Origin of the sequence: Myxococcus sp. AM010 (assembly GCF_013372585.1) — a bacterium.
Taxonomy (GTDB): Bacteria; Myxococcota; Myxococcia; order Myxococcales; family Myxococcaceae; genus Myxococcus; species Myxococcus vastator.
Genome location: NZ_JABXEO010000012.1, coordinates 131,929 through 143,865, shown reverse-complemented (window position 1 = coordinate 143,865; position 11,937 = coordinate 131,929). Strand labels below are relative to the sequence as shown.

General features: G+C 69.3%; 11 protein-coding genes and 1 pseudogene. 6 read left to right on the top strand and 6 right to left on the bottom strand.

The features are described 5' to 3' along the window. The 3 genes and pseudogenes from HV826_RS09485 to HV826_RS09475 form a co-directional block, all read left to right on the top strand. Positions 1-251 (top strand): annotated as a pseudogene (locus HV826_RS09485) (hypothetical protein); the annotation flags it as partial. A 40-nt stretch (positions 252-291) separates the two neighbouring features. Beyond that, entirely contained in the window at positions 292-1,251 is a 960-nt protein-coding gene (locus HV826_RS09480) for a ParA family protein (protein WP_176416674.1), read from the top strand. A gap of 5 nt (positions 1,252-1,256) precedes the next feature. Next, entirely contained in the window at positions 1,257-2,513 is a 1,257-nt protein-coding gene (locus HV826_RS09475; protein ID WP_176416673.1) for an extensin-like protein, read from the top strand. Positions 2,514-2,523: 10 nt separating this feature from the next. Here the strand turns inward: HV826_RS09475 and HV826_RS09470 are convergent, their stop codons facing one another. From HV826_RS09470 to HV826_RS09460, 3 genes are read right to left on the bottom strand one after another with little or no spacing between them, the layout of a single operon-like run. Next, a complete protein-coding gene (locus HV826_RS09470) occupies positions 2,524-3,492 on the bottom strand; it encodes a M48 family metalloprotease (protein WP_176416672.1) in 969 nt (322 codons plus the stop codon). Next, on the bottom strand, positions 3,489-4,067 hold the full coding sequence (locus HV826_RS09465) for an SH3 domain-containing protein (protein WP_255217121.1): 579 nt from the start codon (positions 4,065-4,067) through the stop codon (positions 3,489-3,491). The genes HV826_RS09470 and HV826_RS09465 overlap by 4 nt, the downstream gene beginning before the upstream one ends. 26 nt (positions 4,068-4,093) lie before the next feature. Beyond that, positions 4,094-6,451 carry an adenylate/guanylate cyclase domain-containing protein gene (locus tag HV826_RS09460; RefSeq protein WP_176416670.1) on the bottom strand — a complete coding sequence of 786 codons (2,358 nt, stop codon included), beginning with the start codon at positions 6,449-6,451 and terminating at the stop codon, positions 4,094-4,096. A gap of 264 nt (positions 6,452-6,715) precedes the next feature. On the opposite strand from HV826_RS09460, the gene HV826_RS09455 reads away from it, so the two are divergent. Further along, the gene (locus HV826_RS09455; protein ID WP_176416669.1) at positions 6,716-7,921 is read left to right on the top strand and encodes a hypothetical protein; all 1,206 of its coding nucleotides are present in this window, start codon (positions 6,716-6,718) and stop codon (positions 7,919-7,921) included. A 1-nt stretch (position 7,922) separates the two neighbouring features. Continuing rightward, complete coding sequence (locus HV826_RS09450; protein WP_176416668.1) at positions 7,923-8,696, top strand: ferritin-like domain-containing protein; 774 nt, start codon at positions 7,923-7,925, stop codon at positions 8,694-8,696. Between the two features lie 7 nt (positions 8,697-8,703). Here HV826_RS09450 and HV826_RS09445 read toward each other — a convergent pair whose 3' ends face one another. After that, positions 8,704-9,258, bottom strand: coding sequence for a DUF924 family protein (locus HV826_RS09445; protein ID WP_176416667.1), 555 nt, complete (start codon positions 9,256-9,258; stop codon positions 8,704-8,706). Positions 9,259-9,417: 159 nt separating this feature from the next. On the opposite strand from HV826_RS09445, the gene HV826_RS09440 reads away from it, so the two are divergent. After that, positions 9,418-9,930 carry a TspO/MBR family protein gene (locus HV826_RS09440; RefSeq protein ID WP_217917279.1) on the top strand — a complete coding sequence of 171 codons (513 nt, stop codon included), beginning with the start codon at positions 9,418-9,420 and terminating at the stop codon, positions 9,928-9,930. Between the two features lie 14 nt (positions 9,931-9,944). On the opposite strand, the gene HV826_RS09435 is transcribed toward HV826_RS09440, so the two are convergent. Together HV826_RS09435 and HV826_RS09430 are read right to left on the bottom strand one after the other, a co-directional pair. Next, the gene (locus HV826_RS09435) at positions 9,945-10,112 is read right to left on the bottom strand and encodes a hypothetical protein (RefSeq protein ID WP_176416576.1); all 168 of its coding nucleotides are present in this window, start codon (positions 10,110-10,112) and stop codon (positions 9,945-9,947) included. A gap of 154 nt (positions 10,113-10,266) precedes the next feature. Beyond that, complete coding sequence (locus HV826_RS09430) at positions 10,267-11,814, bottom strand: ATP-binding protein (protein ID WP_176416665.1); 1,548 nt, start codon at positions 11,812-11,814, stop codon at positions 10,267-10,269. Positions 11,815-11,937: the final 123 nt, after the last annotated feature.

Genomic DNA, 11,937 nt, shown 5'->3' with positions numbered 1-11,937 from the left:
AGCTCCGCGGGCGCCGAGAGCGCGACCGCCAGCTCGACGAGCGAGCGGCCCCCTCGCGCCCCACTGCATCGCCGGTGGAGGCCCTCTGCACGCAGATGCTGACCGAAGTCCGCGTCGCCGTCCGGGGCCGCTCGCTCGTCGAGCTGGCGGTCGCGCTCTCGGCGCCCGCGGAGCTCGCCCAGGAGGCGCTCACCCTGTTGTCCGCCCGGGGAGCGGTGATTCGAAGGGGGCACAAATACTTCGCCGCTTGAGGCAAGGTAGCCGTCCCGCACGTCTTTCGAAGGGTCGTCCATGGAAGCGCCGACGTACAGCTCCAAGCAGGTCGCCGAGATGCTCGGCGTGTCCCCGAAGCAGATTCCGGAGGAATCGCGGAAGGACGCCTACACGCCGGACGACATCTGGGACCTGCGCACCACGCTCGACCGTTTCCCGGCGCGGCTGGGCCACCGCCGCCAGCTCTTCCTGAACTTCAAGGGCGGCACCGGCAAGACGTCGCTGTCCACGTCCTACGCCTGGCGCCTGGCGGAGCTGGGCTACGCGGTGCTCCTCATCGACCTGGACAGCCAGGGCCACGCCACCAAGTGCCTGGGCTACGAAGGCGAGGACTTCGAGAAGACGCTGCTGGACGTGCTCGTCCGCAAGACGCCGTTGTCCAAGGTCATCCAGAAGTCCTCGCTGCCCAACCTGGACTTCGTCCCGTCCAACCTGACCATGTCCACGGTGGACCTCGCGCTGATGCCCATGGCCGGCCGCGAGTTCAAGCTGCGCAACGCCCTCAAGGACGTGGAGGCCCAGTACGACGTCGTCGTCTTCGACGCGCCGCCGTCCTTCGGCCTGCTCAACCTCAACGCGCTGATGGCGGCGAACGACTTGTTCGTCCCCGTGCTCGCGGATTTCCTGTCCTTCCACGGCCTCAAGCTGCTGTTCGAAACGGTGCAGAGCCTGGAGGAGGACCTGAACCACGTGCTCGACCACGTCTTCATCGTGGTCAACTCCTTCAACGCCACCTTCAAGCTGGCGAAGGAGGCGCTGGAGGCGCTCCAGACGCACTATCCGGAGTTCCTGCTGCCCACCATCATCCGGCAGTGCACCAAGTTCGCGCAGGCCTCCAGCGAGGGCCGGCCGGTGTTCGTCGCGGACCCCTCGTCCAAGGGGGCCAACGACATCCAGGCCATGATTGACAACATCCTGCCCCGGCTGGTGGCCGCGGCAGCCGCCGCCCAGACGAAGGGCACCCAGCAGGCCGGCTGAGAACCATGAAGAAAGCCTTTGAACAGAACGTGTCCCGCGCCAAGCCGCGCCTCCGCCTGGGCGCGCTGACGGGCCTCGTCGACCCCGTCGAGCCCACGCCTCCCGAGCCCGAGGCCGAAGCGGCGCCCGAGCCCGTCGCCGAGTCCCCCGACCTCTCCGCCGAGGTGCGCGCCCGCATCGAGCGCGCCCGCACGCCGCGCCCCAGCGCCGCCCAGGCCATGGACGCCGCCCTGCACGAGCCGGAGCCCGAGCAGGACACCGTCGCCTACGCCGCGCCCGAGCCGGACGATGCGCCCGTCTACGAGGAGCCCCCGCCGGAGCCCGAAGCGGTCGCCGACGTGCCCGTGACGTACGGGGCTCCGCCGGAGGCCGAAGCGCTGCTCGACACCGAGCCGTCCGCCGGGCCCGTCACCTTCGCCGCGCCGCCCCCGGCGCCGCATTTCGACGCCGTCAGTCCTCCTCCGGAGGCGCACCCCATGACGCAGGCCTCGGCTCCCGTATCCATGCCGCACGTCACCGCCACCGTCGCGGAGCCGGTGGCCCGTGTCGAAGCGCCGCCCACCGAGGTGGAGGTGCAGCGGCCGGCCCCGCCGCGCGAGGACGGGCAGGACTCCTCGGCCCGCCGTGAGCGGCTGAAGGCCCGGCTCAAGGCGGTGCGGGAGAATCCGCGCCCGGAGCCGCTGCCCGCCACCGTGGCGGAGGCGGGGCAGCGCGCCGTGGAGCGCATCACCCACCTCCAGGCGGAGCTGGTGAAGGTGAAGGCGCTCAACCTCTCCCTCACGCAGGACCTGGAGGTGTCGCGCCGTCAGGCGGAGAAGGCCACGGAAGAGGCCCGCCTGCGCATGGACGAGGCGCGCCGCCTGTCCTCGGAGATGGAGGGCCGGGTGAAGCTGCTGGCCGACCTGGAGCGCGAGCTGTCCGCGCTGGAGGGCGAGCGCGACGAGGCGCTGCTGTCGCTCCAGGAGACGCGGCAGGCGCTCCATGCCGCGGCCAAGGAGCGCGAGGCCCTGGAAGAAGAGGTCGCCCGCGGCAAGCAGGCCCTGGTGGACAGCCTGGCCGAGGAGGAGCGGCTCGCCGGTGAGCTGGAGTTCGCCAAGGACGAGTCCACGTCGCTGCACCGCGCGGTGGAAGCGCTCCAGGGAGAGCGTGACGTGCTGGCCCAGCAGGTGGCCTCGCTCACCGCCGAGCGCGCCGAGCTGCTGGAGGCGCGCAAGGCCCTGGAGTCGGTGCACCGGGCCCTGAGTCAGGCCACGGTGCGCTGAAGCCGCCTGGCTACTTCGTGACCTTCGCCGCCCCGCGCACGGCGGCGAAGGCGGGGCTGAGCGGCGGCGAGCGAAGGCCCTCGGTGGCCAGTCCACTGAAGCCCCCGGCGGGCTGCTTCAGCGCCTGGACGTGCGCGAGGATGTTGCTCCGGCGCTCGTCCTTGCCCGGGTGGTTGGCGAAGGTGCCGCCCCCGTCCTTCGTCTTGGCCAGCAGGGCGAGGTAGTCGTCCGGCGTGTAGCCCGCGGAGAGCATCAGCTCGACGGCGACCCGGTCCGCCTCCAGCTCCTGCTCCTTGGCGTGGCCCTTGTCGATGAGGTCGATGGTCTTCTCGCTCAGGTGGCCCAGCAGGCCCGGCTCCTTGTCCAAATCCAACGTCCCGTCGCCATCGCGGCCCGCGGAGAGCACCTTCACCGCGGCGGGGGAGAGCACGGCCTCGCCGTAGGTGACCAGCTCGCACGTCTTCACCTTCGCGTCGCCGTACTGGCGGATGGCGTGCTTGAGCGTGACGTGGGCGATTTCGTGCGCCAGCACGCCGGCCAGCTGGCCTTCGTTCTCCAGTCCCTGGAGCAGCTTCCGGGTGACGAAGACGTAGCCCCCGGGCGCGGACATCGCGTTGAACTGGGACGTGTCCTGGAGCACGCCGAAGGTCCACTCGAGCGTGGGCCGCGCGGACTGCGCCGCCAGGTTCTTCCCCACGACGTTGACGTAGCGGTGGAGCGCGTCGTCGGGGCCGCTCAGCAGCAGCCCGTCACCCCGCCGCACGAAGTTGATGGCCAGCGCTCCGCCCAGGGCGTACTCCTCCTGCACGCTGGGGTCGGCGCGCAGCTTCTGGCACGTCTTGGCCTCCTCCGTCGCGGCGCTCACCTTCCCCAGGATGTTCCCCCCTCGGGTGAGCGCGGACGCATTGAAGCCCTTGCAGGACGTCGTCATCGCGCCCAGGCCCACCAGCGCGAGCACCTTCCAGCCCGTTCGCATCATCGCTTGCCGCTCCGCTTGTTCTTCCCGGCCTTCGCGACCGTGTCGCTGGCGCCCACCACCGGGAAGAGCCCCGCCGCCGTCACGTGCGCGGCGATGTCCGCCGTGGAGACGGACTTCGCCAGCGCCTCCAACGCCTGGATGTCCCGCACGGCCTCGCCGTGGTCTCCGCCCTTGTCCTTGCCGTACTGCTCCGCGCCGGGGCTGAGCGCCTTCACCGCGGCGCCGCTGGCGACGAACTTCTTCGGGTCCACCTGCCGGGTGCCCTTCCCCTGCGTCACCAGCTCCATGTTGGGCGGCGTGGTGGACAGGTTCGTCTGGAACACGAAGCCCTTCTTTCCGGTGGTCGTCGTCACCTTGTGCCACTGCTTGTGCTTCGCGTCCGCGCCGCCCCACGTCACCTGCTCTCCGGGCTGGAGCACCGCCACGGCGTTGACCGAACCGGACGGGCTCGCCTGCACGCGCGTGTTCTTCGCCTTCACGTACAGCGGCTCGCCGACCTTCACGGCCGACGCCCCCGCCGGAATCGCCAGCGCCAGCAGGGCGGTGGTCCACGCCACCCGCGTCTTCATCCCCATGTCTCCCCGACTCCTTTCCGCACCGCTCATTTGTCCAGGTTCGCCACGCCGTCGAAGTCCGTCGGCGGCGCCTTCGCATATCGCTGACAGCGCTCCAGCAGCGCCTGCGTGGGCCCGTCCTCCGGGTCCTCCGCGCGGCGCGCCTCCAGCACCGCTGCTGCTTCCTCGAACCGCGCCGCGCGGTAGAGCGCCAGCGCCGCGTGGTAGCGCGCCACCGTCTCCCGCTTGCGCGCGTCCAGCCCGCCCTTGAGCGCGAGCAGCTCGTACACGGTGACGGCCTCCGTCTTGCCCGCCACGCGCACCCGGTCCAGCTCCCGCACCTCGATGTGCTCGCGCGCCAGCTCGTACGTGCGCGGGCCAATCATGATGACGGAGCCATAGGCCTTGTTCGCGCCCTCCAGCCGCGCGGCCAGGTTCATCCCGTCGCCAATCGCGGTGTAGCTGAAGAGCTGCTCGCTGCCGAAGTTGCCCACGAAGTTGACCGCGGTGTTCACGCCGATGCGCGTGTACATGTCCGGCAGCCCCTGGACGCGGAACTCGTCGCGAAGCCGGTCCACCGCCGCCTTCGCCGCGAGCGCGCCCTTGCAGCCGCGCAGCGCGTGGTCCACCTGTCGCATCGGCGCGCCGAAGAGACACACCACGGCGTCACCGATGTACTTGTCCAGGCACCCACCTTCCTTCAGCAGCGCCGCGCTCACCCGCGTCAGGTACGTGTTGAGCAGGCGCACCAGGTTGCGCGGGTCGTCCTTGAAGCGCTCGCTGAAGGTGGAGAAGCCCCGGATGTCGCTGAAGAAGGCGGTGATTTCGACATTCTCCCCATCCAGCCGAGGCAGCTCGCGCTGGGCAATCATCTGCTCCACCAGCTTGGGCTCCATGAAGCGGCTGAAGGCCTGCCGGATGAACGCCGTCTCCTCGTTGGCCACCAGGTGGTTGAAGGCCACCGCGCTGACGCTGGCCAGCACGCCCGCCAGCGCGGGCAGGGCGGTGAGCACGTAGGTGTTCGTCAGTCCGAGGACAGGGCCCGTCACCCAGCTCATGCCCGCGTAGAGCCCCAGCGGCCACGCAATCTCCAGCGGCGTCCAGCGCGTCGTCATCAACAGCACCACCGACGCGAAGGCCACGCCGAAGACGAGCGCCAGGCTCACCCCCAGCGGCGCGCGGGTGATGAAGCGGCCGTTGCCCAGGAGCGTGTCCAGCACCGCCGCTTGTTTCACCACGCCGGGCTCATGCGACGAGAAGGACGTGGCCTTGACGTCGTTGAGCCCCACCGCGTTGCCGCCGATGACGACCACCTTGCCGCGAAAGACGTCCGGCGGCAGCCCCGTGGGCTGGCCCTGGCCCCGGTACACCCACGCGTCGAGCACGGAGATGAGCGGGACGCTCGTGAAGCGGTCATGCAGCTGCCCACCGAAGTCGATGCCCGCGCTGCCATCCGCGTCCACGGCGTAGGTGCGCGAGCCCAGCCGCAGCGTGCGCCCGGCGAACTCGATGGCGCTGGCGCCCAGCAGGTCCGCCGCCACGCGCACGGGCAGCGTCGCGAAGGCATTGGGGCCATCCGAATAGACGAAGCGCGTGCGGCGCATGAAGCCGTCGGTGTCCGACTCCGGCTCCACCAGCCCGAAGCCATCCACCGCGCCCACCAGCACGGGAATGGGCGGCACCGGGTGACTGGGGAGCCGCTCCCCCGAGGACGTCGCGTAATCCAGCGCGGGCAGCGTCCGGCCGTTCGCGCGCACCGGAAACGCGATGGCCCGGGCCAGTTGCTCGGGGGCAACAGTGGGGAGGACCGCCTCCGGGGCGCCGTCCTCGAACGTCTCCGCGCCGGCTTCCTCCGGGAAGGTGTCCGCCGCCTGGATGGGGGTGTCCACCTCCACCACCGCCGCTCCGAAGTCCGCGGGAGGCAGCAGCGGCGCGTTCGCGTGGGTGGAGACCCCCAGGTAGAACGGCGTGGACGTCTCCCGGAGCACCTGCGCGAAGGTCAGGTCCATGGACTCGTCGGTGCCGCGCTCGTCCATGACGGCGTCGAACACGATGGCCCGGGCACCCTCGGCTTCCAGTTGTTCCACCACGCGCGCCCAGAGGTTGCGGCTGTAGGGCCAGCTCCCGAAGTTGAGCGCGTATTGTTCGTTGGCGCGGATGCGCTCCAGGCTCGGCTGGTCGATGGTGACCAGCACCACCTGGGATGACACCTCGCGCCGCTCGGTGAAGCGCGTGACGACGGTGTCGTAGGCGGAGCGCTCCGCTTCCTCCAGCAGGCCGCCCAGCTTCGCGTCGAAGTGAAGGCAGACGGCGGCCAGCGTGGTGGCCAGCACCGCCACGCCCAGCATCAGCCGCCAGTGGTTCTGCCACCGTGAACGGACCGTCTTCCAGCGCTCGCCTGCCACGTCCCCCTCTTGCGAAGCGTGCTGGAGTGAACACTACCCCAGCGGCGGAGGAGAAGGCAGTCACCTCGCGTATCTCGGTGTCTCGGCCGTGTATTCACGGGGAAACCTGAGTTTTCAGAGGGTGCCTGCGGCAGGCAGCCAGACGGGCCGCTGGAGCCTCCAACGTCGCCCTTCCGGAAACCCGTGGGTCGTTTGCCACCTGTCGGTGCCGTCCGGACCTTTGCACTCGGTTCGACACGGATTTTCGCAATCAAGGAGTCAGACGTGGCCCTGGATATCCTCCAAGAAAAAGGCGTCCCGCTCGACAAACAGGTCTTCACCTGGAAGGACCTGGTCCGGCGCCCCTTCAGCAAGCTGGATGACGACGCCTTCACCCGCGTGTGCGTCATCTACATGAACGGCATCATGGCGGACGCACTGCGGACCAAGCATGCCTTCGCGCGCATGAATCGCGAGCTGCGGGAGCCGCTGGCGATGATTCGCCGGCTGGAGCAGTACGAACAGACGCTCATCAACTGGCTCAACCCTCCCGACCAGACACCGCTGGAGACCACCCTGGGCTTCGAACAGGTGGCCATCGAGGTGACGGCCAGCGTGGCCCTGCGCGAGCCGGACCCCTATCTGGCCCAGACGTACCGGTTCGGCCTGCTCGAGGACTTCGACCACCTGTATCGCTACTCCGCGCTCTACGACCGGCTGGAGGGCAAGGACCCCAACACCATCACCCAGTCGTACACGGATATCATTCCCGGGCGGCCCACCTCGGTGGAGCATCGCCATCCGGTGGATGACCTGCGCCGCCCCTACGACAAGCGCACGGCCCACCCGCTGACGAAGCTTCACGCGATGAGCATCACCGCGGCGGAGAACCAGACGCACGACTACTACATGACGGTGGGCCCCTTCTTCAGCGACCCGGCGGCGCGGCAGCTCTACGCGGAGATTGCCTCCATCGAGGAGCAGCACACCTCCATGTACGAGTCGCTGCTGGACCCGGGCGAGTCCATGCTGGAGCGGTGGCTGCTGCACGAGGCCACGGAGGTCTACAACTTCTACTCGTGCGTGGCCTTCGAGAAGAACCCGCGCATCAAGGAGATATGGCAGCGCTTCCTGGACTACGAGCTGGGCCAGCTCCACTACGTGAAGGAAATCTTCCAGCGCGTGGAGAAGCGTGACGCGGCGGAGGTGCTCCCCAGCACGCTGCCGGAGCCCATCGGCTTCAAGGAGCACCGCGACTTCGTTCGCAAGACATTGAATCAGGAGGAGGACATGGCCTCCAACGGGCAGGACTACGTGCGGATGGCGGACCTGTCACGCGACCACCGCTCGTACATCTGGCGCGACCAGCTCAACTCCGACGGCTCACCGTCCGAGACAGTGGCCGCTGGCTACCAATGGATTCCGGGCACGGAGCTCGCCGCGCGCACGCCGCGCATGGGCTCCACGTTCGAGGGAAAGAAGGTTCACTGACATGAAGACGACCACCAGCGACATGGGGCGCAACCGGACCGGCGTGGCCACCTCGCCCATCGACAGCGCGGACATCATCCAGGAGGCGGAGAAGCATCAGCCCAGCCACCTGGGAGACGGCTCGCTCCTCCTCCAGGTCCGGCAACTCTACGCGCGGGAATCCGAAGGCCTGGGCAGCGTGCCTCCGCCGGCCAGCCTCAAGGGCGTGGCGAAGACGGCGGTGGATGCGCTCAAGGGCTCCAAGCCCACCGTCTTCATCGACAAGCTGGGCGAGCGGCTGGCCTTCGAGCGCAGCGGCACCCGGCTCTATGAGGGCGCGCTCGCCAAGTTCGACGTCTACGGCGGCTGGGAAGGCGGGCCCACGCGTGAGGGCCTTGAGAAAATCTACAACGACGAGCTGTCCCACTTCCTCATGCTCACCGAGGCCCTGAAGTCACTGGGCGCCGACCCCACGGCGATGACGCCCAGCGCGGACGTCACGGCGGTGGTGTCCCAAGGCCTTCCGCTGCTCATCGCGGACCCTCGCGCCAACCTGCGCCAGTCGTTGGAAGCGCTGCTGGTGGCGGAGCTGACGGACAACGCCTGCTGGGAGATGCTCATCGAGCTGGCCCGCGACCTGGGCCATGACACGCTGGCGGACCGCTTCCAGCTCGCGCTGGATTCAGAGGGGCAGCACCTCCTCTGGGTGCGTGGCTGGCTGGCCGCGGGCGTGAGCGTGGAGGCGCGCGGGGCGCCTGCCGGTGAGAAGCGCGCGGGCACGCAGCCGCGGGTGTAACCCACGCTCAGAACGACGAGCCCGGCTCCTGGAGGAAGACGGTTTCCTCCGGAGTCGTCGGCCGGCCCAGCGTCACGTTGCGATGCGGAAAGCGGCCGAAGCGCTGGATGACGTCCCGGTGCTGCCGGGCGTAGTCGAGCGCTTCCTGGCTGTCCGCGTGATACAGCGCGAGCACCTCGAAGAGGGCCACGGACAGCCGCTGGTCGTTGACGGACTCGCTGTGCTCGAAGGGCAGGTACATGAACCACCGCCACAGCGGCGGCAGGGACATGTCCAGGCCTCGCGCCAACCCATGCCGGGCCACCTCGCGCGCCCGCGCATCCGAGGCGAAGGCCCTGGGCGTGCCGCGGAAGAGGTTGCGCGGGAACTGGTCCAACAGCAGGAGCAGGGCCACGCAGCTGCGAGGCGCGTCCCGCCAGTCGTCCAGGTCGCCCTCGGCGGCGCGCTCGACGGCGGGCAGGAAGCGGCGCCGGCATTCATCATCGAAGTCTTCGTCTCGCAGGAACCACCGCTCGCGTGGCTGCCCGAACCAGAAGCCTAGGATTTCCTCTGCGCTCGCCATGAGACGCCTCTTCGTCAGCAAGGGGAATCCGCCTTGTACACCGGCCCCAGCCGGGGTGGCGGCCAGGGGTCTCCGGTACCACCTTCCATCCGACAATGGCGGGTGCTCCGCCAAGGGAGGACGCGGATGGACTGGACGCTGGAGCCGACGACACGAAGCATGCCTGACCCGGTGCTGCGCACGGCGCTCAACCCCACGCTGCGCAAGGAGTCCGTGGTGGCGCTGGGCGTCTTCGGCGCCCTGACGTTCGGCGCGGCGGCCCTGGGCGCTCGCGTCAGCTCGGCGGACACGCGCTGGTACCGGCGTCTGCGCAAGCCCTCGTTTCAGCCGCCACCGAAGGTCTTCGGCCCGGTGTGGACGGTGCTGTATGGCCTCATCGCCCTGTCGGGTTGGCGTGTCTGGACGGCGCCCGCGGGCGCGGCCCGCTCCCAGGCCTTGGGCTGGTGGGGCATCCAGATGGGATGCAACGCCGCCTGGTCCTGGCTCTTCTTCGGCAGGCATCAGCCTCGCCGCGCCCTGGCGGACAACCTGGCGCTGCTGGGCAGCGTGACGGCGTATGTCGCCGTCACCAAGGACGTGGACCGCCCCGCGGCCTGGATGGTGATGCCGTACCTGGGCTGGGTGGGCTTCGCCAACGTGCTCAACGCCGAAATCGTCCGCCTCAATCCCTGAACCCCGGACCCGCCCTAGTTGCGCAGCTTCGACGGCACGGGCGGGTTCATCGCCAGCACGGTGGCGAAGTAGCGGGCCTGGCTCTCCGTGGTGCAGCGCACCTCCTGGATGCGTCCGCCCACCTTCACGCGGACGAGCCAGCCTTCATTGTCACGAGTCCAAGCAGGCGTGTCGGTCATCATGGTCATCCTCCCTCGAAGTTCATCCTCCGCCTTTCGCTAGAGCAGCCGCCATGCCAGCGCTGGAAGCGTGCGAATCCAGGCGCTTCCCCTGGCCTGCTGGCCAATGGAAGACACCCACACCTGTCATTTTTGCGGAGGGCGGGGTGGCGGAGTTTCAGTGGATGAGCTGTCCGGGTTCCTCGACGTTCGGCTGCGCGGGGGTGCCCGCCATCAACGGCAGGGCGACATGGAAGGTGGAGCCATGGCCCGGCTCGCTCTCCACCCAGATGCGCCCGCCGTGACGCTCGACGATGTCTCGGCTGATGTAGAGCCCCAGTCCCAGGCCGCCGAAGGAGCGGGCGGAGGCGTTGCGCGCCCGGAAGTACCGGTCGAAGAGCAGCTTCTGCTGGTCCTCGGGGATGCCGATGCCTTCGTCGGAGACGGACAGGAGCGCCAGCCCGCCGCGCTGGCGCAAGCTCACGCGGACGGTGCCTCCGTGCGGGCTGTACTTGAAGGCGTTCTCCACCAGGTTGGCGAGCACCTGCTCCATCCGGAAAGGGTCCACGTTCACCTGCACGGGCTGCTCGGGCGCATCGAACCGCACGGTGTGGTCGCCGCGCTGGGGCTCGAGCTCGTGGAGGACGTGCTCCACCAGGCTTTCCAGCCGGGTAGCCTCCCGGTGCAGGGCCAGCCGTCCCGCCTCGATGCGTGAGGCATCCAGCAAGTCATTGATGAGGCTGGTGATGCGCAAGAGGTACAGGCGCGCCTGGCGCAGGGTGGAGGGCTCCACGCGCTCGCCGCGCGCCAGCCGGCGCTCCAGCGTGGCCAGCCGGAGGCTCAACGGGGTGAGGGGCGTCTTCAGCTCGTGCGAGGCGATGGACAGGAAGTCGTCGCGCACGCGGATGGCCTCCTGGGCCTCGCGGAACAGGCGCTCGCGCTCGCTCTCCGCGCGGCGGCGCTCGGTGATGTCCTCGACGATGCCAATGCCGCCCTCCACCTGTCCGGCCGCGTTGAAGCAGGGGGCGAAGCGAACGTGGACCGGCGTCTTCTTGCCGGAGGTGATGGCCCGGTACTCGCCTTCGTAGTCGCAGGTATGTCCCGCCAGCGTCTCACGGACGCAGTGGAGGATGCGCTCATCCCGGAGCGACAGCATGTTGAGGCCCACCAACAGGCGCTTGGGCGAGCCGATGATGCTCACGAACAGCTCGTTGCACGCGATGAGGATGGCGCTCCGGTCGAAGTAGATGATGCCCAGGGGCGCGTGCTCCACGACGGTGCGGAAGAGCGCGTCACCAGGAACGCTCTCCGAATCACGTCCGCGCAGCGCGCGCTCCACGGGTTCGGCCAGGATGTCGACGACCTCGTGCAGGCGGCGGAAGTTGAGGGCGATGCGCTCATCGCGGCCCTTGCCGGAGGCGCCCACCGTCAGCTCCACCATGATTTCAGCGCCGTCCTTGCGACGCGCGAGCACTCGGGTCGCTCGCCCTCCGAGCGCGGTCCGCCGGGAGAGCAGGTGGCGCAGCAGGCTCTCGCCTTCATGGCGGTGCAGCCGCTGGGGAAAGAGCCGGGACGCCGGCTGGCTGATGAGCTCGTCCCGCGTCCATCCCAGCAGGCGCTCCGCGGCGGCGTTGAGGAAGCAGACGTTCTCACCGGCGTCGCAGGCCACGAAGGGGTCCACGGCGGCATCCAGCCACGCGCTGAGCTCGTCGATGCCTGAGGCCATGCTCTCCTCGGAAACGCGCTGGCTGACATTGCCAGCGTCCCGGGACAGGGGCGCTCGAAACGCCTCGACGCGGAATGCGGAGGGCGTGTCCCTTTCTATACAAGTAGGCATTGGCGGCACGGC

Coding starts and splice junctions, on each gene's coding strand:
- HV826_RS09480 (WP_176416674.1), top strand. CDS start 292: ATGGAAGCGCCGACGTACAGCTCCAAGCAGGTCGCCGAGATGCTCGGC.
- HV826_RS09445 (WP_176416667.1), bottom strand. CDS start 9,258: ATGGCGAGCGCAGAGGAAATCCTAGGCTTCTGGTTCGGGCAGCCACGC.
- HV826_RS09440 (WP_217917279.1), top strand. CDS start 9,418: ATGCCTGACCCGGTGCTGCGCACGGCGCTCAACCCCACGCTGCGCAAG.
- HV826_RS09470 (WP_176416672.1), bottom strand. CDS start 3,492: ATGATGCGAACGGGCTGGAAGGTGCTCGCGCTGGTGGGCCTGGGCGCG.
- HV826_RS09430 (WP_176416665.1), bottom strand. CDS start 11,814: ATGGCCTCAGGCATCGACGAGCTCAGCGCGTGGCTGGATGCCGCCGTG.
- HV826_RS09450 (WP_176416668.1), top strand. CDS start 7,923: ATGAAGACGACCACCAGCGACATGGGGCGCAACCGGACCGGCGTGGCC.
- HV826_RS09475 (WP_176416673.1), top strand. CDS start 1,257: ATGAAGAAAGCCTTTGAACAGAACGTGTCCCGCGCCAAGCCGCGCCTC.
- HV826_RS09465 (WP_255217121.1), bottom strand. CDS start 4,067: ATGGGGATGAAGACGCGGGTGGCGTGGACCACCGCCCTGCTGGCGCTG.
- HV826_RS09435 (WP_176416576.1), bottom strand. CDS start 10,112: ATGATGACCGACACGCCTGCTTGGACTCGTGACAATGAAGGCTGGCTC.